Below are 23,778 nucleotides of genomic sequence, written 5' to 3'. Positions count from 1 at the left end.
AATCTCCCGATTTTTTCGATTATTTTTATAAATCCATCTTTTCAAAAAATAAAACGTGCTAAAGAAGAATTTTATAGGAATTGTTTATGCTGCATTCATTTCTATTTTAATTGGTATAACTGCTATGCTGTTAATAACCGGCACATTAAACCGGCCTTTTTCGGTTTATGTTTGGAACGCGGGGTATTCTTTGTGCCTCGGATTACCGTTGTTTGCCAACGGATATTTGTTTCACTGGTTTGAAAAGCGTTATATCGACTGGATTAATAAACCGGTGAAAAGTGTTGCCGCCGCTCTTTCAATACACTTTGGATATTCGAGTGTTGTAATCTTTATTGTAAACTGGTTTTGGTTTGTAGTGGTTTTAGACCAGGAGTTGAGAAATTTCTGGGCTTCAAATACTTCCATGATAATTTCTGAATATATTATTTTTGTAATTGTTGCAGCCATTATTTATGCGATCTCATTCTTCAGGGCATGGCGAAGTGAGGTTACACAGTCGGAGGAAATAAAAAGAGAGGCGTTGTCATTAAAGTATCAGGTTTTACAAAATCAGGTAAATCCGCACTTTCTTTTTAACAGTTTAAATGTGCTGGGATCTCTAATTGATATTGACTCTGAAAAGGCAAAAGAGTTCACGCGTGAACTATCGCTTTTTTACCGCGATGTTCTTCACTATAAAGATCAGGATATTATTTCGCTGAAAGAAGAGATTGCTTTTGTTAAAAAGTACATTTATTTGCAACAAATCCGTTTTGGAGAAGCTCTTGAGGTAGAGATAATAGCCAATGAAAACATTCGAGGGAGAGTTATCCCGCTTTCTTTGCAGGCTTTGGTTGAAAATGCAGTAAAACACAATGAGATTTCGAAAGCGAATCCGCTTAAAATAGTGATCGCAATTACTGATGATTACGAATTAATAGTTGAAAATAATATTCAGTCTAAAAAAGTGTTGGAACCGGGTAGCGGAACAGGCTTAAAGAATTTGGCGAGCCGCTACGAGTTTTTAACCGGCAAAAAAGTAAACATCAGTGAAAACAATCGTTACTTCAGAGTTATATTGCCTTTAATTGTTTTAGATGGAAAATGAAATAAAAATATTAATTGTAGAGGATGAACCCCTGGCAGCAGCACAACTGGCCGCTCTGATTGCTTCTTTGAAGCCGGGAGCAAAGATTTTGGAGGTTTGCGATACGGTTAAATCTGCAATTAACTGGATTGCGAAAAATGATGAGCCGGATTTGGCATTTTTTGATATTCAACTGGGCGATGGATTGAGTTTTGAAATTTTTGAACAGGTAGATTTGAATTGTCCGGTTATTTTTGTTACTGCTTACGACCAATACGCGATACAGGCTTTTAAAGTTAACAGCGTTGATTATCTTTTGAAACCGATTGAAAAACAAGAACTGGATAGCGCTTTGCAAAAATATGAAAGCATGTTGACGTCTAAATCTCCGAATCTTTCGCCAGAAATTATTGAGGAGATTGTTACATCGTTTAGCCGGAGAAAGTTTAAAGAACGATTTCTTGCAAAAGTAGGAAGCCATCTCCGGATTATTGAAATTGATGATGTCCTGTATTTTTATTCTTATCAGAAAGGAACCTTTGTGAAACTGGCAGATGGAAAGGATTATCTTCTGGATTACAGTCTGGAAGTGATTGAAGAGATGGTAGACCCATCAGTTTTTTTCAGAATAAACAGGAAGTATTTTATTTCATTACAAAGTATTCAGGATGTAATTGCATACAGTAGTTCAAGATTAAAACTGAAAGTTCAAAATCCTGTACAAGATGATTTTTTGGTAGCCCGCGAAAAAGTAAAAGCTTTTAAAAAATGGATTGAAGGAGACAGTTAGTTTAAGATGAAAAGAGATACCTGTTTGTACCGTAAATTTTTAAACTGAGCTGTTGCTATAAACGATTATTTACAATGTTATTGTATATGGAACCAAACTGTAACCTGACACCTACTCCCGCTCTCACTTCGAAAGTCGATGGTAACTGAACTTTGTTTAGAAGTATATCTTCCAGTGAAACATCGCCTTTTGCCAAATAAATCTGGTCGTGAATATTTTCAACCCTCAGATTAAAATTTACGGAGAAACCGCGAACAATACGAACGGATAAATCAGAGTCAAAAGTGATTCTGTTTTTGCTAAAGTCATGAAGATAATTTGAAGCATCCAATCCGGCCTCAATTTCGCCCCAGGTTTGAACAATTTGCAAGTCCAGGCGCAATGTTTGTTCCCACAAACCTTCCTGAAATTTTCCGTAAATGGTTTCTTCGTAATACTTTTTCCACTCCGGCCCTATATAATAGGCAATTGTAAAAACTTTTCTGTCTGAAATATCCCAGGGAAAAATATTGTATTCCACAGCTGGTTTTGCCGATATAGAATAAATGAGGTTACTGTAGTTGCTGTTTGAATAACCGAAAAAAGCACCTGCTGACCAGCGGCTTGAAAGACTGTTTACGACACTCGACGAAATATAACTACTGGTATTTTCCGAGCGGTATATTTCACCATCATCTTCGTATTCTTTTGTTCTTACACTCATCTGACCACTATTTCTTATACGCCAGTCTTCGGTAACTTTGTCAGCCCTGAGATTGTATGAATAATTGAAGTTTTTTCGGCTTTCTTCCATATAAATATCTCCGTTAAAGGTTCCCCTGAATGTCCAGTTATGCCAGGGATCATCGGTTACAATCGGCTTAATTTCATTTTGTTCTCCACGATAGCGAATAGAAAGGTTGCCGGCTACTTCTGTCTCGTTTGCAAAAGGCATTAACCCCAGCGTAATGGTATTTACGATTTTTCCTCTTCTTTCTTCGTATGTGTCGCTTGAGGCTGTTGTGCACGATAGTGTATATTCTGTGAAGTTTTCAAACGTATTGTTGTTGTATCGAATAGAATAAACCTGCCCGCCAGAACCGCTGATGCGGTTGTTTATAATAATGTGGATATCCGCAACGGCAGGGTCGTTTACAAAATCAATATAAGGCAAGTGTCGTCTCATGTAGTCAAAATCGAGCCATATTCCTTCGATAAAAACTTTCGGTTTCCCTTCCTTTTTTCCGTATGGGTAAACCCCCTTTGTAATCGTAGTGTTAATATTTTTAATGTCATCGTGCGTAGGATGATTCCCCGCATAAGCCTGAAAGGTGCCCAAAAGAAAAATAACGATGGTGAAATTGAATATTTTTGAAATCATCTTTTAAATTCGTTTTTAAGTTAGGTTAAGGTTGCAATTTTGTTTTCTGAGGGGATTTAGTTAACAAAAACCGTGCAAATTTATATATTTTATTTACATTTCAAATAGTTGAATTTTACAGACCGTTTATGGCAAAGAGAGAGAAAAAAATACGAAATAAAGGTTCCGCCGGTAACAACAGGAGAGTTGGCGAAGATTTTTTAATTCAAAACAAAAAAAAGGAAGGCGTAATTGAGACTGAATCCGGATTACAATATACAATTATAGAAAAAAAAGAAGGTGGTCGTATTACGGCCATTTTTGACGAAGTAAAGATTCACCAGCGAGCTATGTTGCTCGATGGAAGAATACTGGAAGATACTTACCGTCAAAATGCTCCCGAGCTCGTTAAAGTTGAAGAACTGATTGAGGGGTTACAGGAAGGTTTACTCCTGATGAATGTTGGGAGCAGATTTAAATTTTGGATTCCTCCCGAATTAGGTTGGGGACGTAAAGGAACCGGAAACAAAATACCGCCCAACGCGACATTACTATTTGATATTCGCTTACTCGAGATCTTATAGCCTAAAAATTTAAAAAAGCTGACCCCCACTTGAGCCAGCTTTTTATCTGTCATTTTCAAATATCTTTTATTTATCAATAGAATTTTGATCTTTTGTCAACAATTTCTATCGCACTTTCGTGGGCATTCACAACCTGAGAGTTTGCCCGGAAAGTTAAGCTTTGTGCCAAACGAGTTTGCTCTGCAGCAACATCCTGATTTTCCAGCTCGTTAACAGATGTAACCTGTACAATAAAAACTCCGTTGTTCCCCACAATTGGTTTTGAAAGCTGATCTGTATCAAGCGATGCCGCAGTTCCGATAACAGCAGGTTCTAATCCTACTCCCGGCAACTGGAACGAGTTAAAGTTAATACTTGTTGCATTTTCAACGGTTGCATCAAGTTCTCCGGCAATGGCTTGTAAGTCTGTTTTCCCATTCATTGCAGCAGCTGCTTTTTCTTTTAATAGTTCTGCTTTTTTCTCTTTTATAACGGCGAGTTCAACTCGTGCCTGAACATCATCCAAAGGAGCAATGCCTTCTTCTGTAATATTGGTTAATGCAGCGATTACAAAATTATCTCCCAATTCAAAAATCGGTGTTTCCTCCTGGCTTAAGATTATATCTCCTTCTTCAGCTTCGTAAGCTGCACGAATTAACTGTCTTGGATTTTCCAATCCGGCTATCAGACGGTCGTTTTCTCCCACTGTCGCAACTTTTTTGGTTAAGTTTTGTTCTGTAACGGCAGCTTCAAATTCTTTGTGATTTGAGTTTTCGCTTGCAAATTTGCTCGCCTTTGCATATACATCCTGATACGTTTGCGTACTTGGTTGAACGTTTCTTACCAGATAAGCTACCTGAACTTGTTTTGATAACCTTCCGCGAGCTGTTGTTTGAATAACATGAAAGCCAAATTGAGACATAACAACAGTTACCTCGTTTACTTTATTACTAAAAGCAGCATCTTCAAAAGGTTTTACCATTTGTCCACGGCTGAACCACCCTAAGTCTCCACCCTGAATTGCTGAGCCCTGGTCGGTTGAAAACTGGCGCGCCAGCGTGGCAAAATCACTTCCGTTTTCAATGGTAGTTTTTAAACTGTCGGCCAGATTTTGCATTGCTGTAACTTCAGCTTGTGTATTTACACGCAACAAAATATGACGTGCTTCTACCGAATCAGGTAACATTTCAATCGCATTGAGTTTGGCAAGTTTGTATGCTTCACTTTCAAAATAAGGACCGAAAACATCGTTTGTGTCCGCATTTTCTTCGTAAATCCAATTGCCAATGTTTTCCGGGAGATCGGCCTGCTTGAACCAGGTTTCGTCAAAACTTATATCGGAGTTTGAATTGACAAACTGAACATTATCAGTTGCTGATGCAAAATCTGCTTTGATGTCATTAATCCATTCTTCAGTATTTCTGAAATCGGCTGCAGACGGCTCAACAGGAAAGCTGATATATTCTATTCTACGTGTCGTTTCCTGTTTATAATCTTCCTTGTGTGCGTCGTAATAATTTTTTAAGTCTTTTTGAGTAACCACAATCTGGCTGTCGGCAACTGAATTATTATTCAATAAAATATAGTCGAAGTTGATTTGTTTGTTCCGGGCTACAAGGCTGTTTTGTGCCTCTTCGCTGGTTACGTACAAACCTTTCCCAACCATATTGGCGTATTTTGTCTGAATTCTGTCCTTTACAATCTGTTGTTCAAGGTAAAGCCAGTATTGTCTTTGTTCAGGATCAACTCCTGTGTCCAGATTTTTCAAAAAATTTACGATTGCATTTCGGTCAACCTGGCCCGTGTTAGGGTTTGCAAACAATTGCTGAACGATTGGATGAAGATTGCTTCCCTGAAGCATGTCAAAAAGCTCATCGGAACTTACGTCAATTCCAAGATCATCATAAACATCCCCCATAACCTTTTCCTGAATAAAATTTTGCCAGGTTTGTTCACGTATTTGTACCCAGGTATTTTCATCTAATTGACCTTGTCCTGAATTCATTCTGTAAATTTCACCAAGTTCTTCAACCTTCTGTTGAAACTCAGGATATTGAATTGATTCTCCGTCAACTTCTCCTATTTTTAGCTGGTTTTTCCGAAACAGAGAATTTCCTGACTGTAGCATGTCGCCAAGAATAAATGCGGCAAGTGAAACACCAATTACAATTGCTACCAACAATCCTGCTTTCGTTCTTATCTTTTGTAACGTTGCCATTGAATAACAGTAATTTTAATAAATTTCTACTTCATTTTTTCGAGCTACGAAGATAACAATTTTCGATATTATACCTGAACAATTATTTTTTTTTTAACAGTACCCTGTTAAATTATGTAAACATTTGATTTTAAGATGAATTCGTGAGCGCGTTTTGGTAATTTCTAATCGCCGGGCAGTGTGAGTTTCACCAATTCTATTTTTGTGCTGGTAGCTTTTAATATTTTTAGTTGGAAATTGTCAATTTTTATTATTGTATTAATTTTGGGAATACTCTCATGATGAAAAAGTATTAGTCCGGCAAGCGTCTCAAATTCTTCACTTTCGGGGAGCTCAAAGAAGTATTTTTCGTTTAATAAATCAATTTCGGCCCGACCTGAGAAAATGTATTCGCTTTCACTTATTTTCTTTTCAATAATTGCGCTGGTGTCATGTTCATCTTCAATTTCTCCAAATATTTCCTCCAGAATATCTTCACTGGTAACCATCCCTGAAGTTCCTCCAAATTCATCAACAACAATAGCTATACTCCTGTGTTCCTGGATGAAAGTACTCAATAATTTGTTGGCAGGCATTGATTCAGGGACTATTAAAACTTTTTGAATGTGTGGTTTTATCGAAGTTGGGTTTTGAAAAATTACTGATGAATGAACGTACCCGATGATGTTGTCTACATTTTCATCAAAAATCAGGATTCGTGAATAGCCTGTTTCTACAAGTTTTTGACGTAAATCGTTAATTGTTGCATTGATGTCGAGCATTTCAATCTCTGTTCTCGGTACCATAATCTCCCGGAGTTTTACTTTTGAAAAATCGAGCGCATTTTTAAAAAGTTTTACTTCTGTTTCGATATTTATTTTTTTATCCGGGCCCTGATGGTCGTTTTCTTTTACAAATTCATCCAGATCAATCCGCCCAAAAACGAGATCTTTGGATGATTTTTTTACATCGGCTTTTAGAAAATGTTTTAATAATGAATTGGTTATGCTTATTGTAAATTTTGTAACAGGATAAAAAATCACATAAAACAATGCAAGAGGCAGGGCAAAAATATTCAAAATGGTATTTGGAAAAATACGAAACAGCGTTTTGGGTAAAAATTCCGCAAAGACCAAAATAATTATTGTGGAAACAATGGTTTGGAGAAACAGAATCAATGATTCAGACTCAATAAAATTCCGAAAAGCGGGTTCGAGAAGTCCGGCAAAAGCGATACCATATATAACCAGGGCAATGTTGTTTCCCACCAGCATGGTTGCTATATAATGCCCTGAGTCGGCAGTAACAAATTTTAGAATCCTGGAACTAAACGGCTCCGATTTTTTATCCAGTTCCAATCGTAATTTATTGGCAGATACAAAAGCGATTTCCATACCTGAAAAAAAAGCAGACAGAAGAATGGTAATTAAGATGATAATATACAGATTCATCTTTGGCTTACTAATTGAATTCTAATTTTTTCTGACCTGATGGATTGTCCGAGTCATTCCCTGAATCATTTTCTTGTGGAATATTGTTTTCCGTATTTTCCGTATTTTCTGTAGATACGAAAACAGTCCCTTTTAGATCTTTTATTTTCCAGTTTCCCAAAGCTTGATCCGATTCAAAGCCAACACCTGTGTAGGTCTGATCTGGTCGAATAATTCGGACAAACTCCTCGGTATATATCCTCCCTTCCTTTTCTTCGTATATCAAATGTTCTGTTTTAAGCGTATCTCCTTGTGCATTTGTTGCAATAACATTGTTTTTTGCTTCCCACTTGTCCTCCTCTAAAAATTGCTTGGCGTAATTTGCAGTGATACTAAAGACTATTTTTCTGTTTGCATCATATTCTGTAAGTTCAACACCTTCAGGAAATTCCGAATAAGAATTTTTTTCAGTTTCGAACTGAAGCAATTTAGGTGCTTTCAATTCGTATCTGATAACACCGGAGTCGGTATCGATGGTTTCAAAATCAGATGCTTCCAGAACAGGAAGATCTTCTGCGGAGCTGAATGCTTTTATTTCTTCGAGGTTATTTTTCTCACAGGCAAAGAAAAGTATTGCAGCCCCCATAAAAAGAGCTGCAATACCTAATGATCTTATTTGTTGCTTTATTTTAAAACCTAATTTTTGACGATTCATATATTCCGACCACCAATTTTAATAGGTTTGATTTTGTAAATCCTATTTGAAAGGAGTGTTCTTTTATTTATTGAACCTTACTTTTGTTGATTCATTTATCCAACCACCAATTTTGTAAGTTTGTCCTTCCTGTAGTCCTTCCATAAAAGCATCTTCTTTATTTGGAAAGTAAGCGCTGTAAGTAGCAATTTTTTGTGCTGCTTCAATCGAGCAATCTTCTCCTCTTCTTGCTTTGGCAAAATAATCAGCAGCCAACCAGAAGACGGCATCTTTTTCAAGTTTTGAACCGCTAAAAGAACGGGTTGCCTGAACATAGATTTCACCTAACAACATGTTCGCTTCACAGTTATCCTGGATATCCAATACTTTTCTAGCGTAACTGCGTGCTTCCGGATAGGTACTTTGGCTGAAAAGAACTTTTGCATACTGCATATAATAGGTTGCCAGAAGCTCCTCATCTGTTTCTTGCTCCATGGCTTCTTTGTAGTATTCTTTTGCTTTCTCAATGTCGCCTCTTTTTACCAGGCGGCGGGCCATGTTGTAAGCGGCCAACGCTGATGGTTCAAGATCATATAATTTTTCTGTGGCTTCAGCAAACAGTTCGCTTTCGTCACAATCAGCACGTCCCAATTTAAGAAGCATTGATTTGATGAAATCGATATCGTTCCCTTTTTCCTGAAACTGCGGTTTGTAAATATTTACCAGGGCTTCGCAATCGGCTGCTCCAGACGTTCCAAAAATGCTTTCAATTGCAGGTTGAATTTTTTCTTTAATTACAGAAACGAGTTCTGCATCGGAATTTTGGCTTATAATCGAGTTCATAATGGTATTACATTTCTCGTAATTCATTACTACTGTTTCTTTTGAAAGCTCACCAAGTTTAAACAACGATTTTGAAGTCTGCATTAACAATACCAAAACCGGTGCTTCTGTTTTGTCGCCCTGTAATTCTACCGATTTGCTAATCCATTCATAACCGCTTTTCAATGCACTTTTTTGGGCATCTAAGCTTAGCTCCTGCTGAACTACTTTATATTTTAGCCAATCCGTTCCTTTTCTTCCAAGAACATATCCTTCTTCTCCAAAATATTCGACCCTTTTGTCGTAAATCTTCATCAACTCATCGATGAACTTGTTTTTTTCTTCCGGACTAGATGCATTCTCAACAAAACTTTGGTACATCTTTATCCCTTGAATGTATACATTGGAAGAAGATTTTGGGAAATTGCTATATATCTTTTTCCAGTGAGGAAGTGCTGAATTATAGTCATCCTGTTTGTAAAATTCAGTATATAATGAATATTCATTGATATAATCCTGATTCTGTTCTTTAACCAATTCTTCCTGGCTTTTCATGCTAACACCTCCAACTGCTGCACTCCCGCCTCCGCCTTCTTCAGGAATATTTCCGTCAAAAGCAAAATTGATAATACCATCTGAATTTTCAGGAATATCTATTTTTTCTGTATCATCGATAAACGTAAACCGAATCCATTTTGATTTCTCATCGCCTTGTAACTCATATTTACCATCGAAACTGGTCATCATATCTCCCCCTTTGTGAACTTCAACGGTAACCCCGGCAGCCGGCTCACCATCTCGGTAAACTGTACCTTTAAAAACTTTTTGCCCTATTGCGAAAGTTGAGAAAAACATCAAAACTGACACGAATAGCATCGTTTTACGAATATTATTAGCTTTCATTGTAGTATTAGTTTTTATTTTAATTATTCTTAATCGTATCTCCTTTTGATAAACCAAAGGTCGTGCAAATTAACACTTAGATTTAATTTTGCGTACTTTTCTTCAATTAAATTATTCTTTTTTGTGCCTCTTCTCCCCAATTCAGCAGCTATGTTAATTGTTGAACTGGAACGATATATCGGTAACCCAACACCAAAAGTTATGCCAAAATCATCAATTTGTTGATTACTAAGCATAAGGTATGATTTTTCATATTTTAACCCGGCGCGATATGCCACTCTTTTTATGTAGCTTCGAATAGAAAATTTCTCAGGAATCCATTCTGCACCAATTGCAAATTTATCTAAATCTGTTAAAACTGGGTTTATCGTTCCGAAAAAAGTTGCGTCAGACCATGTTTGGTGGTAATAATCGAAGTTCACTTCCCATTCGTTTGCCTTAACATATGAAACGCCTGCGCCATATGTTAACGGAAATTTAATTTTTCCTTTTTCTTCTTCCTGAATGTTTAGTGTGTCCAGATCCGTCGTTGAAGAAGCCGTCAGGTTTTTTTGAATTATATCTGATTTAAAAGCTGTGTATTCCGGTTTGTTTTCAAGTATTGCACCAAAAATAATCTGCTGGTCATTTTTTAAAGGCAATGTAGCCTGTAATCCAAGATCAAAGCCAAACTGTCGGATTCGTATACGTTCGTATTTTTGGGTATTATAAAAGTCAGAAGCATCAAGAAAATATAACTCTGCGTTATGTGTCAGGCTGCCAAACAGATAGTTTAAGTTGACGCCTAATGAAACATTTTTAAAAGGTTGAATGGCTGTGCCAATATAAGCCCTTGACAGAGAGCCGTCTCCGTAATATACGGTCAGGAAGTTTCCTGTGTTTTCCAAATAGTCATACACCTCAATGTTGTAGCCAACATTTGAGTAAGGTGTCAGTCCCATACTCGCAGCCATCCATGGAGTGATGCGAAAATTGAATGCCAGATAACTGAAATTGATATCATTGGCACCCGTACTTTCCAGTTCACTGTTAAAATTTGAAAACTTACCATTTAATCCAAATTCGAATAAAAAGGCAAGCGAATCAAGCGAATTGTAGGATGCCGGATTTGCCATGTTTATTTGTAAACTGTTTCGGCTTGCCAGTGAAGCACCCCCCATAGCTGTAGTTCGCCCCAGGCTTCTGGAAGAAAGGTCTCCTAATCCAAATCTTGAATAAGGTGATGTTGTGTTGTTATTAAATTGTGCAAATAATATTGTCGGAAAAAGTATTAATCCGATAATAAGACTAACTCTGCTAATTCTCCCCATTATGTTCTAATATGCGATTTAAACCTAAGGCTACTAAATTGAAATGTACAAAGAAAGAATTTTTTAATTTTTTATCAAAAAATTCAGCATCGCCTCCGGTAATAATAACTTTTAAATTACTATAAAATTCCTTAAAATTTTCAATGGTTTTATCCACTTCGTATGTTACTCCGTTTTGAACACCGGCAAGGATGGCCTCTTCGGTGGTGAGGCCATACAATTTATTGTATGGCTTTTGTTCGACCAACGGAAGTTTTCCGGTAAATTGATGTAATGCTTTAAATCTCATCGTTATCCCCGGAGAGATATTTCCGCCAAGGTATTGACTTTTGTCGTTTACCATGTCGTATGTTATTGCTGTGCCTGCGTCAATAATCAAAACATTTGTGTCGGGATATAAATCGTATGCTCCAACGGCTGCGGCAATTCGGTCTTTGCCAAGTGTTTTTTTTGAAATGTATTTGTTTTCTAACGGAATTGGTGTTTGGTGATCCAACTCAATAAATGTTTTGAAATTGTTTTGTAATGCTTCCTTGAGCTGCGGCGAGTATTCTTTAACCGATGATAAAATTACTTTGTCAAGCGAAGGATGTTCGTCTTTTAAAACTTCAATATGTTTCGGTAAAAATTCTTCAACCGGGACTGTTATTATAACTTCCCCGTGATTGAACACCGAAAACTTTGCGCGGGTATTTCCAATATCAATTACCAGGTTCATTTAATCAATAATTCTTTGACTGATATCCAAAGCTTTTACCGAATGCGTCAATGCACCAATGGAAATATAGTCAACTCCGGTGCCTGCTACTTTTCTGATGCGTTTGATAGTCATGTTTCCTGAAGCTTCAATTTTTGCTTTTTTATTTATCAGTTTAACAGCCTCTGTCATCAATTTGGAACTCATATTATCCAGCATTATTATATCCACATCAGCATCCAATGCTTCTTGTACCATTTCAAGGTTTGTTGTTTCAACTTCAATCTTAATACTTTTCGGAATCTTATTACGAATGGCTTCAACCGCCTGTTTTATACCGCCGGCAACCTGTATGTGATTGTCTTTAATCATTACCATATCATACAGCCCAAAACGGTGATTTGATGCACCTCCCATTCTTACGGCGTATTTATCAAGGTAACGGTAGCCGGGCAAAGTTTTCCGGGTGTCCAGAATTTCAACTTTTGTTCCCTCTACTTCTTTCATACATTTATTGGCATAAGAGGCAATTCCCGATAAACGCTGCAAAAAATTTAAAGCTTTTCTTTCGCCCGTTAACAAGGCCCTGTAATTTCCATTAAATTCAGCGATAATATCTCCTTGTTTTACTTTACTTCCATCCGGCAATATGGTTTTCCATTGCAGTTTTTCGTCAAACTTTTTAAAAACCATTTCGGCAACCGGAAGACCGGCAACCACTCCTTCTTCTTTTGCCACCAGAATAGCGGTTTTATTTTTGTTTGGAGGAATCAGATTATTTGTGGTTATATCGCCGTCCCCTATATCCTCAGCATATGCCAAATTAAAAAGCACTTCTGCTGATTTCAATATTTTTTCATCCATGATATTTATTTTCTTACTGGTTCAAACTGAATATTCCTGTCTTTTTGCTGAATGCTGTGGTGTTCAAATTCCGGTTTTTCATTTTTAAAATCCTCCCGAATGTGTCCACCTCTGCTTTCCTCACGATTCAGCGCAGCCATTGTTATTAATTTACAAATTTGAACGGAGTTTTTTATTTTTAAAAGATTGTATTCGTTATTGTAATTTTCAAATCTGGTTTCAAGCTGGTTGAAATAGCGTAGCGCATCTTCCATTTCTTTTTGTGTCCTGACAATTCCCAGGTATTTGGTCATCGTTTCTGCCAGTTTATTTTGAATTTCCAGAAATATTTTTTCGTTTGATGGATCTACGCTTATTGGGCTTATTTCAGGAAAATTACATTCTTTTTCTTTGATTTTTGCTGCCTTTTCGCTGGCTCTTTTTCCAAACACCAAACATTCAAGTAAGGAGTTACTGGCAAGTCGGTTGGCTCCCATTACTCCCGTTGAAGCAGCTTCGCCACAAACAAACAGTCCGGAAATGTTGGTTTCCGCTTCAAGGTTGGTTTTTATTCCCCCAACCATATAATGCGCTGCCGGCGATATTGGTAATAAATCGGAGCTTAAATCAAATCCATATTCTTTTAAATGAGAATTGATGTGATAAAAGCGTTTTTCAATTTTTGCTTTTTCAAGGTGCCGTAGAGAAAGATATACGTGATTGGCCCCGGACTTCTGAATTTGCCTGAAAATGTTGTAAGCGACTACATCACGCGGTGCGAGTTCGGCCTGTGGGTGAATGTCTTTCATAAATCGGTTTCCGTTTTTATCAAGCAACCAGGCACCTTCTCCTCTTACTGCTTCACTAATCAGGTAGGCTTCTTTTCCTGGAACATACAGGGCCGACGGATGAAACTGAATAAATTCCATGTCGGCAATTTTTGCTCCTGCTTCATAAGCCATGGCTATTCCATCTCCGGTTGCTGTGTGCGGGTTTGTCGAACGGGCAAAAATTCTGGACAAACCTCCGGTTGCCACTATTACTGCTTTACATTTAAATACAATATTTTTTTGCGTGGTAAAGTCATAACACTGGACGCCTAAAATGCAGTTCTTTTCTTTTATAAGATGAATCGCTGCTACATATTCAAAGGCTTGAACGTTTTTTTGCGCTTTTACTTTTTGCAGCATAAAACAGGTTAGTTCTTTCCCCGTTGCATCTCCTCCGGCATGCAAAATCCTGCGTTTTCTATGACCTCCCTCCAGTCCAAGTACATAATTTCCTTCTTTTTTGTCAAAGGCCATGCCTAAACTGATAAGGTCTAAAACCCTGTCTTTTCCTTCATTTACTAAAACCTCAACGGCGTCGATGTCACAAAGTCCACGGCCTGCATCGCTGGTGTCGCGCAGATGTTGTTCGGGAGAATCGTCATCGGTAATTGCAGCAGCAATCCCGCCCTGGGCGTAATAAGAATTACTGGTGTCAAGTTGCGATTTTGTTACAATAGCAACTTTCCCATATTTCGAAGAGTGAAATGCAGCCGTAAGCCCTGCTAATCCACTGCCGATTACAACTGTGTCAAATTCAAGTATTTGCATTAAATAGTCCTTTCCGGAACGACGCGCAAAGTTAGTATTTCTTTTAAGCAATTACATGAATTTTTTCACGAATAATAGATTTATTAAGGAAGATAGTCGGGACGGATGGGCGCGAACAGCTCGATTACTATCGAATCTTCAACTATTTCAACTTCATGTTCCACATTATCAGGTATACACCAGCTGTCTCCTGTTTCTGCATCGTGCCATATTTCGCCTATTCTGAATTTTAATTTCCCTGAAACCAGATAGCCGGTTTGTTCATACGGATGTTGGTGGCTGGGAAGGATATTTCCTTTTTGTAGCTTGAATTCACATAGTATTGTTTTTTCTTCAAAAACCAAAGGACGCATTAAAACTCCTTTGATGAGCGGTTTAAATTCTTTTGAATTGTTTTTAGTGAACATTTTTATTTTTATAAAATTTGAAAAGTGAATTTAGCAGACTACCTCAGATCATCAAAATTTTTTTGCTGTTTTTATGGTTGCCACCATCGAAAAGAATTTTCGTTTTGCTTTTTTTTCAGGATTCGTCTTTGAAAGCTTCAGTCTACAATCAGTGCAATTTTAATTGTTTTTATTATGAAATATTTTTCATCTCGAAATTTAAACCTTCAATAAAAAAGCAAGTCTTAAAGTAGATTTCTAATAATGAGTAGATTAATAGTTTCTTTCATTTTAGAAGAATTATTACCAAATAACAATCTATATTTGCAATTTTTTGTAAACCTAAACATTTGTTATTAAGCTTGTTTTGTATCAGAAATTTACCAGAAACATTAAATACGTTTAGATTATGAGTTGGAGAAAAATCACATTTATTGTTGTGGCCTTAATTTTGTTGTTAGGGGGGGCTGCAGCACTTTCGTTATTGTTTGTTTCAATGAAACCAGATCCGCAAAGGGCACCGGAGGCTGAAATTATCAGGTCGGTTGTAGCTGAAACAGTTAAATACGGAGAAGTTATATCTCCTGTCACACGTTCGGGAAGAGTAAGCTCCAGTAAAGAAGTTCTTTTGGTGGCTGAGGCTTCAGGGAAAATTGAAGCCGGAGACGTTCGTTTAAAAGCGGGCGAGTCTTTTAGAAAAGGCCAGCTTTTGGGAACCATTTACAAAGATGAAGCAGAGCTTGCATTAAAAGCAAGTAAAAGTAATTTTTTAAATACTTTGTCAAATATACTCCCCGATTTGAAGGTCGATTTCCCGGAGCAATTTAATACTTATTACGGGTTTTTTAATTCCATTGATATGGAGAAGGATCTTCCTGAGTTCCCCGAATTAAAAGACGGTAAACTAAAAGTTTTTTTAGCTAGTCAAGGCGTTTTGAGTGAATACTACACGATAAAACAAGATGAAAAAGAATTGGAACGACATTCGTTATATGCTCCTTTTAACGGGACTTTTATTGACGTAAATTTTGAAGTTGGCTCGTATGTAAATACCGGAGGACAGATCGCTGAAATGATTCAAACTGATGAACTGGAAATAGAAGTACCTGTAGAAAATAAACACAGCGAATGGATAAAAATAGGCGACAAGGTAAATATTCATTTTGAAAACGGTGATTCTTTAACCAGAGGCTTTGTCGTGCGGAAATCAAAATACATTAATGCAGAGCAACAATCAAGAAGTATTTTTGTGAAAGTACCCAATGCAAAAAGCTTGTTGATTGCCGGACAATATTTGCAGGTTGAATTTCCCGGGCAAAAAATTAATGAGGCCATGGAAATACCACGGGCAGGAATATTTAACACCAATGAAGTTTTTGTCGTGTTGGATGGGGAGCTTAAGAAAAAACAAATCAATATTTTAAAGTGGAATGAATCGACGCTTATTTTCAACGGTCTGGATGAAGGGATGCATGTTGTAACTGAAGCATTGGTAAATGTGAAAGAAAATACTCCTGTAAATATTATTGGGCAGGAAAATACAGGAGCCGGAGGGAGCGGAAAGCAAGTAGCGGGGAGGTAATTCTATGAAAAAAGCAATTGAGTTATTTGTCAGGTTTCCGTTTTATGCCAACCTGATTATCGTTTTTTTACTGGTTGTAGGAGGTTACAGTTTGTTTTCCATGAAAATGTCTTCTTTTCCTGAACGTCCTTCCCGGTATATATTTGTTACGGTCTCCTATCCGGGAGCTTCTCCGGTTGAAATGGAAGAAGGTGTGACTTCGAGAATTGAAGAAGCTGTTCGTGCTATCCCGGGTATTTACGAATTAAATTCAAGTTCATCAGAAAACAGTACCAGTGTTTCAATTGAAATTTTACCGGGTTACGATATTGATGAGGCTTTAATTGAAGTAAAAAATGCGGTTGATGGAATTTCTTCTTTTCCGACTGCTGCTGAGCGTCCAATCGTGTACAAGCGAAGAACTACTTCACCGGCGATGCGAATTTTGGTTACCGGCGATGTGGATTTACAAACGCTAAAAACTTATGCGCAAAAAGTGGAGGAGGATTTTCTTGCTTCCGGCGTCATCAGTCAGGTAACACTGTCAGGCTATCCATCTCTCGAAATTTCAGTAGAAGCTAAGGAGGAAGATTTATTGCGTTATGGAATCACATTTTCCGAGTTGGCAACAGCAATCGGGAACAACAACAAGGATGTTTCCGGCGGGGAGATTCGTTCATTAGAGGAAGAATTGCTCGTGAGGCTTCGTTCAAGGAGTGCAGATCCGAATAAAATAGGTGATATTATTTTGCGTGCCAATGACGATGGAAGCGTGATTCGGATTCGTGATATTGCTGTTGTTAAAAAGAAATTTTCTGATACACCCCGTAAAACGTTAAAAAAGGGAAAACCTGTCGTTTATATCAATATTCAAAAATTAATTACCGAGGACCTGGTTGAAATCACAAAATATGTTGAAGACTATGTTGAGGATTTTAATGCAAAAACACCGGGAGTACAGATAGAAATTTTCAGGTCGTTTCTGGATGTTTTAATGAGCCGCCTTGAACTTCTGTATGTAAATGGCGGTCAAGGGTTGTTGCTTGTCGTTCTCGTACTCGGATTAATGTTGAGTACAAGGCTTTCGCTTTGGGTGGCCTGGGGAATTCCTTCGTCGTTTTTAGGAATGTTTATTTTTGCCAACCTGATGGGCATTACCATCAATATGATGTCGCTTTTCGGGATGATTCTGGTAATCGGAATTCTTGTGGACGATGGGATTGTAATCGGAGAAAATATCTTCCAGCATTTTGAAATGGGGAAAAGCCCTATGCGGGCAGCAATTGACGGCACAATGGAAGTGGTGCCCGCTGTTATTACTTCAGTTTTAACCACGGTTGTTGCTTTCTCCCCGCTTCTGTTTATTACCGGAAGGATGGAGATGATGTACGAAATGGCCGTGATTGTTATTTTGAGTTTGTTATTTTCTCTTTTTGAAGCATTTTTTGTTTTGCCGGCTCACCTTGGCAATAAGGTTATTTTAAACCGCAAAGTATTTGAAGCAAAAACAAAAGGCATTAGAAAATACACGGAAGGAGCTATCAATTGGTTAAGAGATTATGCCTATGACAGAGTAATCCGGTTAATTCTCGACTGGAGATACATTGTTATTGGTATTCCTTTGGCAATGATGATAATAACTGCCGGGTTGATTGGGGGGCGTTTAATTAAAACCACATTTTTCCCCCGGATGGAATTTGATGATTTCGCTATTAATATTGCGTTTACTCCAGGTTCCGGACAACAACAAACGATGGATTATCTTGAGCGTCTTGATAGTATCGTCTGGTTAGTGAATGAGGAAATGAAGGCCGATTACGGAGATACAGTTGATATCATTGAAAATAGTATTGTAACTCTGGGAAGCGGTTTCGACGGAGATGAAAGTGGGGCTCACACAGGAAATGTTAGTGTTTCTCCAAGAGATTCCGAAGAATCGGGAATTAGTGCTTACGAAATCATTCAGAGAATAAGTAAAAAAGTAGGAACGATTCCCGAAGCCGAGAAATTTACTATCGGAGGAAGTAACCGTTTTGGTTCTCCGGTTTCCATCGGTTTACTTTCTGCCAATGCAAAAGAACTGGAGCAGGCGCAAGAGTTTTTGATTGTTAAGCTCTTGGAAATTCCGCGTTTAAAAGATGTAGTAAACACAAATGCAATGGGGAAACAGGAAGTGCGCCTGGATTTAAAACCACGGGCTTATATGTTGGGACTCGATGAAGCTTCCATTGCAGAGCAGGTTAGACAGGGATTTTACGGCGGACAGGCACAGCGTCTTCAGGAAGGACGTGACGAGTTGAGAATTTGGGTGCGTTATCCTTCCGAAGACAGACAACGTATCGGACAGCTTGAGAAAATGAAAATCAAAACTTCTGACGGAGAATATCCTTTGCATGAACTGGTTGATTATCATATGGAACGAGGTCCGGTTACCATCAACCGTTTTAACGGGAAGAGGGAAATCAGGGTAGAAGCAGAAATGTCCGATCCGGATGACTCCGCAATAGAAATTTTAGACCAGGTTAAATCAGAAATTATTCCTCAGTTAAAAAGAGACTTTCCGGGACTCACTGTTGAATACCAGGGGCAGCAAAAAGAAAGTGCCCGAAGCAGTAACGATTTATTTAAATATTTTCCTCCTGCTTTTCTTGCAATTATTTTCCTGTTGATGATTCATTTTAAATCATTTGAACAACCGGTTATTATCCTCATCCTTTTACCGATTTCAATACTTGGAGCGATTTGGGGACATGGTATTCATGGAAAACCGCTTTCTGTTTTAAGTTTATGGGGAGTAGTTGCACTTACCGGAGTTATCGTGAACGATGCCGTAGTATTTCTGTCCAAATTTAATTTGTATATAACTGAAGGATGTGATGTGCGCCAGTCGATAATTGATGCAGGCAAAACCAGGCTGAGGCCAATCTTACTTACTTCGATAACAACTTCGCTGGGGCTCTTTCCAATCATTTTGGAGAAAAGTTTTCAGGCACAATTTCTTATTCCAATGGCCATCTCTCTGGTTTATGGTGTCGCATTTGGAACGCTGTTTATTCTTTTATTTTTCCCTGCATTGATATTGATCCTGAATGACATCAGGCGTTGGGTAAGAAAAATGTATTTCGGCAGGGAATTCACACGCCAGGAAGTTGAAATAGCATGGATTCATGCACAACGGACAATTGATGATGAGACAGATAACAAAGAGTTAGAAAAATGAGAAAATTTCAATTAATACTATTTATACTCCTATCGGGAATTGCTGCCGGCGCTCAGCAAATGCTCAGCTTGGATCAGGCGATTGGAAAAGCGCTGGAAAATAACTATCAGATAGAGATTATTCTTAACCAACAACGTATTGCCGAAATAGAAAACAACTGGGGGGATGCCGGGCGTTATCCCTATATCAATCTTTCGTTGGGGGATAACAATTCTTTTAATATGCCTGAAACTGAAAATTATACAACAAACCGTTTTTCGGGTGATGCAAATATTAGCTGGACTCTGTTTGATGGATTTTCAGTAAAAATTAACAAACAACGTTTTGAAGAGCTGGAGGAACTGTCAAGAAAAAATACTGCAATTGTAGTGGAAAGTACGATTCAGTCGGTGATTCTTGCCTATTATTCCGTTTTACTTGAAAAAGAAAAACTGGAGGCCTACAAAGAAGTGATGCAGCTTTCAGATGACAGATATCAGCAGGCAAAAGACAGAAAGGAATTTGGAACTTACGTAACCTACGATGTTTTGCAGGCGCAGAATTCATATTTATCTGACCGTTCAGACTATTTATTACAAGAGGTTGCATATAAAAATGCCCTGCGCGATTTGAATTATCTGATGGCAGATGAGGCTTCGGTAGCTTATACCTTAACCGACAGTTTCCGGGCCATTCCAATAGATTATTCGCTGGCAGACCTGGAGGCACAGATGGTTGAAAACAATAAAAGTCTGCAAAATCAATACATCAATCAGCGCCTGCTTGAAAATGCAGTCGCCTCGGCAAAAAGTGCTTTTTCTCCTTCGCTTGGATTTAGCGGAGGGCTGTCGGGAGCAAGTGCACGGACAGCTTATGTCAATTCAGGAACAAATTGGAGTAATTCAGCATCCTTCTACGGGAATTTCACTTTAAGTTTTAATCTTTTTAGCGGAGGAAGCAGAAAACGGGCTCTTCAAATTGCAAAAATTGATGAAGAAACCGGAATCGTTGAAATTGACGAAATGACACACGATTTAAAAAATAGTCTTTCCAATGTATATGAATATTATTTGGTTCGAAAGGAATTGCTTTCGGTAGCAGAGGAAAATCTGGCAGCCGCCAGGTTAAACTTGCAGATTTCGAGGGAAAAGTTTGAATCTGGGGCAATTAATTCGTTTAATTTTCGCGATGTGCAAATTGTATATCTAAATGCAGCATTAACCAAACTGGAGGCCGTATATAATTTTATTGATACACATACTTCATTATTGCAACTAACCGGAACGATAATTCAGGAGTATGAATAAAAAAAGCGGGGAATCTCAGGTATGGGATTCCCCGCTTCTTTTACATTATTTTTTAATCCTGCATTCGTATAAAGCAATCCATTGTTTAACTGACATTTTTGTGCATAGTTGTCCTATTAATTTATACGGTATTTCGTCAATATTTTTAAAACGAATACAACTTTTCCCCATATCTAATTTTTGAGTCGTGTGTTTTTTATATTCAGATACAAACCAGTCATATAATTTACTATCGGCATACATTCCGCTATGATACAAATTGATTGAGTTTTTTTGAGAGGCAATACTCATAAATGGTAAGGGTAACTCAGGTGTACAATGATAACCATCAGGATAAATGGTATGCGGAACGTAATACCCTATCATGCCGTAACTTATTCCTTCTTCAAATCCTTCTGATAAATTTTTCTTAATAACAGAACGTAATTTTTGAATTGCTTTTTTTCTGTCTTCAGGAACCTGCTTTATATACTCCTCCGGTGTAGATACATTGTATTTCATTACCTCAAACATTTTGATATTTTCCTTTGTGCTTTCACTGATGTTTTCATAATCAAATTAATTAAGGTTATTATTATCTGTCTACCGTTGGCCACTATAACCCCGGCCTGACGTATCATATACAATTTTTTAGCGGTACAATGATTGCTTGTGCTGCATTTTTACTTCATTTGTTATACATTCCTGCTATTCCTGTAAATCTTTTTTAAGATAAATCATATCAACAAGTTGTATGTCGCCCTCAAAAATAGGGTGGTCATAATTATCGGTAAAAAAATTTTTGATAAAATGAGATTTTTCAAATCCGCAGCTTTCATAAAATGATAAAATTGTTGGTGTTTCGCCTGTCCCGACAAGCATTGTTTTATAGTCGTTTTTGTACATATCAAAAATGAAATTTATCAATGCTTTACCGTAGCCTTTGCCCTGGTATTTTTCGTATGTCGCTATGTTTTTTAACTCACAGGTTTCGCTGTTTACCGGCGCTACAACGCAAACACTTTTTAAATCATCATCATATAAAGCAAACAAGTCTCCACCTGGCAAATACTTGTCAATCATATCCTCTTGCTCATCTGCTAATAGTAATAAATCAAGGTATTGCTTTTTGTTACTGGTAATTCTTTCTATTCTCATTTTTTCAATAATACTCATTAAAAAATAGTTGAGCAAGCTGCTTTTTTCGTTCCGGTGTTTTGTAGTTTGCCAATGAGTTGCCCATATGCATTCGCAGGTGTTGCATTGCACAGTTTTTGCCATGAAAGATAATAAATCGCGGCTTACGTTCTTGTCTTAGGTGCTACTCATTTAATGGTATAACGACCGTTGTGCCTTATTTCTGCTTAAGAACTTTGTAGCTGATATGATTTCTGGGGATTTGAAGTTTATCAAAGCCAACAAAATACAATTCATGAGACGCTTGTAATTTTTTGTTTATTTCTTTTATTGGAAGCTTTTTTCTCACGATTACAGGCTTTTTTATGTTGAAATTTGAATAGGTTGTTTTTAACCTGGCCATAGATGTCCAATTGCCCATTGACAGTGAAGATGTTTCTGCCCAGTGAAGAATATTTGGTACAACTTCCATAACATCTAACACCGAAGTATCTTGCGGATAAAAGACAGCCCAAACACTATCGGTAAGATTTTCATAATCGGGTTTACAGGTATAAATTCTCAACGAATTAATGTTCGGATTATTTAGTACAGGCTCCATATCAGATGTATTCATGTGACTAAGAATAAGCTCACCTATATCTTTTATGTTTTCTACAGGATCGCCCCAAAGCTTCTTTTGCTTTTTGTAAGAAAAGGCGCCAATTTCATTAAAAACCAAATTGGTGATGCCATCGGGTGAAGCCTTTTTTGAGTTGGGATAATAGCTAAAAGCCCCTTCCTCTGCTACGTAATAGTTTTTAAAACAAATATCAATATTTCGTGCAATCATTTGCTCTGCAATTTTTTTGTCCTCGGCTGAGGCATCGTTCCATAAATATCTTAACAACATGGATAAACCTTTTGCCTGTCGAAGGTTCCATTCATGTATTTCTGCCAGGTTATCTTCATCGGGATAAGGCTCCGACAATTGCTCCAATGACGATTTGAAAAGCTTATCTCCATATTTTAAGGGATATTCATCATAGAGGTCGTTGCCCTGATTATCCCTGAAAATTTTAACGATTGATTTGGTGTTATTCAAATCATATTTCCTTAATTCATTGGTCCGCTTGTTTTTGGGCCCCCACATGCCACTTACAGGATCCTGAAAATCGTACATCCATTTTAACATAGCCTGTTTCCATTCCGGTGAAAAAGTATACAAATTATATGCTTCCAAAGTATTATCAGACCTGGTTGCGTCCAGAATATTCCGGGCAAAATGAAAGCTTGTCTGTGGAAAATGCGATGCAAACCAACCTACATAAGATATATCATTCAAATGTTCTATTAAGTTTTCCGGGGTATTAATCGAGTCCAGAAATGTTAGCGGATAATGTAGCTTCAAGGGAGCTGTTGTTGAATCGGATAGTGACACTAAATGTTCGAGAACATTTTTCGTGGCTTCATAGTAAACACAAAAAGGAGCTGATTCATCAATAAAGGCTCCTGTACGTGGGTTCTGAAGATTCAGATAAAAATCGATTTCTTCCTGATTGTTTTTGAATTCAGGAATTTTAATTAAACCTTCTTTATTGCTCAGTTTTGTAAGATAATCGGACAACTTTGTTTCTGCTTTCCGATATTGGCCTTTATCCAGTTCATATCCCATACCAACCAATTGGAATTCAAAATCTGTCATAAAGTAGCCCTCTGCTTTTAATGTTTTATTCAGTTTAAAAAGCTCTTTTATCTGAGATTTCATTTTTAACGCTTTATAGCCTACTAAAACGGCGGTTACAATGCTTAAACTAAGTATGCCTAGTGTGATGTGTTTTGCCAATTTCATTTTGTTTACTGTTTTCTGATGATTCACTATTTCGGTTTTATTGACTCATTAATAAAAGTCAATACTACCCGTGCTAAAACTGAAGCAAACATAGCGGTAAACACCTGTGGTACCAAGCATAAG

The 23,778-nt window shown here is 37.5% G+C and carries 19 protein-coding genes; 6 read left to right on the top strand and 13 right to left on the bottom strand.

Annotated elements, in window-relative coordinates; genetic code table 11:
* Positions 1-55 precede the first annotated feature (55 nt).
* Both GM418_RS08075 and GM418_RS08070 read left to right on the top strand, forming a co-directional pair.
* Positions 56-1,090, top strand: a complete 1,035-nt coding sequence (locus tag GM418_RS08075) for a sensor histidine kinase (protein ID WP_158864927.1) — start codon at positions 56-58, stop codon at positions 1,088-1,090.
* Positions 1,080-1,859, top strand: a complete 780-nt coding sequence (locus tag GM418_RS08070; protein ID WP_158864925.1) for a LytR/AlgR family response regulator transcription factor — start codon at positions 1,080-1,082, stop codon at positions 1,857-1,859. The genes GM418_RS08075 and GM418_RS08070 overlap by 11 nt, the downstream gene beginning before the upstream one ends.
* A gap of 55 nt (positions 1,860-1,914) precedes the next feature.
* Here GM418_RS08070 and GM418_RS08065 read toward each other — a convergent pair whose 3' ends face one another.
* Positions 1,915-3,219, bottom strand: coding sequence for a hypothetical protein (locus tag GM418_RS08065; protein ID WP_158864923.1), 1,305 nt, complete (start codon positions 3,217-3,219; stop codon positions 1,915-1,917).
* 128 nt (positions 3,220-3,347) lie between these two features.
* Here GM418_RS08065 and GM418_RS08060 point away from each other — a divergent pair, with 128 nt between their 5' ends.
* Positions 3,348-3,782 (top strand): FKBP-type peptidyl-prolyl cis-trans isomerase, encoded by a 435-nt coding sequence (locus GM418_RS08060; RefSeq protein WP_158864921.1) that lies wholly within the window; start codon positions 3,348-3,350, stop codon positions 3,780-3,782.
* A 73-nt stretch (positions 3,783-3,855) separates the two neighbouring features.
* Here GM418_RS08060 and GM418_RS08055 read toward each other — a convergent pair whose 3' ends face one another.
* The 9 genes from GM418_RS08055 to GM418_RS08015 form a co-directional block, all read right to left on the bottom strand.
* On the bottom strand, positions 3,856-5,979 hold the full coding sequence (locus GM418_RS08055) for a peptidylprolyl isomerase (RefSeq protein ID WP_158864919.1): 2,124 nt from the start codon (positions 5,977-5,979) through the stop codon (positions 3,856-3,858).
* Between the two features lie 164 nt (positions 5,980-6,143).
* Positions 6,144-7,409 carry a hemolysin family protein gene (locus GM418_RS08050; protein ID WP_158864917.1) on the bottom strand — a complete coding sequence of 422 codons (1,266 nt, stop codon included), beginning with the start codon at positions 7,407-7,409 and terminating at the stop codon, positions 6,144-6,146.
* A gap of 10 nt (positions 7,410-7,419) precedes the next feature.
* Positions 7,420-8,103, bottom strand: a complete 684-nt coding sequence (lptC, locus tag GM418_RS08045; protein ID WP_158864915.1) for an LPS export ABC transporter periplasmic protein LptC — start codon at positions 8,101-8,103, stop codon at positions 7,420-7,422.
* Between the two features lie 63 nt (positions 8,104-8,166).
* The gene (locus tag GM418_RS08040; RefSeq protein WP_158864913.1) at positions 8,167-9,807 is read right to left on the bottom strand and encodes a tetratricopeptide repeat protein; all 1,641 of its coding nucleotides are present in this window, start codon (positions 9,805-9,807) and stop codon (positions 8,167-8,169) included.
* A 29-nt stretch (positions 9,808-9,836) separates the two neighbouring features.
* The gene (gene bamG / locus GM418_RS08035; protein ID WP_158864911.1) at positions 9,837-11,117 is read right to left on the bottom strand and encodes a BamG family beta-barrel-assembly machinery protein; all 1,281 of its coding nucleotides are present in this window, start codon (positions 11,115-11,117) and stop codon (positions 9,837-9,839) included.
* Positions 11,104-11,835: a type III pantothenate kinase gene (locus GM418_RS08030; RefSeq protein ID WP_158864909.1), complete on the bottom strand. Its 732-nt coding sequence runs from the start codon at positions 11,833-11,835 to the stop codon at positions 11,104-11,106. The genes bamG and GM418_RS08030 overlap by 14 nt, the downstream gene beginning before the upstream one ends.
* Entirely contained in the window at positions 11,836-12,678 is an 843-nt protein-coding gene (gene nadC / locus GM418_RS08025) for a carboxylating nicotinate-nucleotide diphosphorylase (protein ID WP_158864907.1), read from the bottom strand.
* A gap of 5 nt (positions 12,679-12,683) precedes the next feature.
* Positions 12,684-14,306 carry an L-aspartate oxidase gene (nadB, locus tag GM418_RS08020; protein WP_158864905.1) on the bottom strand — a complete coding sequence of 541 codons (1,623 nt, stop codon included), beginning with the start codon at positions 14,304-14,306 and terminating at the stop codon, positions 12,684-12,686.
* Positions 14,307-14,338: 32 nt separating this feature from the next.
* Positions 14,339-14,662: a cupin domain-containing protein gene (locus tag GM418_RS08015; protein WP_158864903.1), complete on the bottom strand. Its 324-nt coding sequence runs from the start codon at positions 14,660-14,662 to the stop codon at positions 14,339-14,341.
* Between the two features lie 388 nt (positions 14,663-15,050).
* On the opposite strand from GM418_RS08015, the gene GM418_RS08010 reads away from it, so the two are divergent.
* The 3 genes from GM418_RS08010 to GM418_RS08000 are packed head-to-tail and all read left to right on the top strand — an operon-like array spanning position 15,051 to position 20,708.
* The gene (locus GM418_RS08010; RefSeq protein ID WP_158864901.1) at positions 15,051-16,223 is read left to right on the top strand and encodes an efflux RND transporter periplasmic adaptor subunit; all 1,173 of its coding nucleotides are present in this window, start codon (positions 15,051-15,053) and stop codon (positions 16,221-16,223) included.
* Between the two features lie 4 nt (positions 16,224-16,227).
* Positions 16,228-19,422, top strand: coding sequence for an efflux RND transporter permease subunit (locus tag GM418_RS08005; RefSeq protein WP_158864899.1), 3,195 nt, complete (start codon positions 16,228-16,230; stop codon positions 19,420-19,422).
* Positions 19,419-20,708 (top strand): TolC family protein, encoded by a 1,290-nt coding sequence (locus GM418_RS08000; protein WP_158864897.1) that lies wholly within the window; start codon positions 19,419-19,421, stop codon positions 20,706-20,708. The genes GM418_RS08005 and GM418_RS08000 overlap by 4 nt, the downstream gene beginning before the upstream one ends.
* Before the next feature lie 45 nt (positions 20,709-20,753).
* Here GM418_RS08000 and GM418_RS07995 read toward each other — a convergent pair whose 3' ends face one another.
* The 3 genes from GM418_RS07995 to GM418_RS07985 all read right to left on the bottom strand — a co-directional run bounded on the left by GM418_RS07995 (position 20,754) and on the right by GM418_RS07985 (position 23,682).
* Positions 20,754-21,209, bottom strand: coding sequence for a DUF1801 domain-containing protein (locus GM418_RS07995; protein WP_158864895.1), 456 nt, complete (start codon positions 21,207-21,209; stop codon positions 20,754-20,756).
* Positions 21,210-21,395: 186 nt separating this feature from the next.
* On the bottom strand, positions 21,396-21,845 hold the full coding sequence (locus GM418_RS07990) for a GNAT family N-acetyltransferase (protein WP_158864893.1): 450 nt from the start codon (positions 21,843-21,845) through the stop codon (positions 21,396-21,398).
* A gap of 196 nt (positions 21,846-22,041) precedes the next feature.
* Positions 22,042-23,682, bottom strand: coding sequence for a hypothetical protein (locus tag GM418_RS07985; protein WP_158864891.1), 1,641 nt, complete (start codon positions 23,680-23,682; stop codon positions 22,042-22,044).
* Positions 23,683-23,778: the final 96 nt, after the last annotated feature.

It is taken from the genome of Maribellus comscasis (genome assembly GCF_009762775.1).
Classification (GTDB): Bacteria; Bacteroidota; Bacteroidia; order Bacteroidales; family Prolixibacteraceae; genus Draconibacterium; species Draconibacterium comscasis.
Note: the sequence above shows the minus strand (reverse complement) of the source record. Positions and strands in the feature narration are given on the sequence as shown.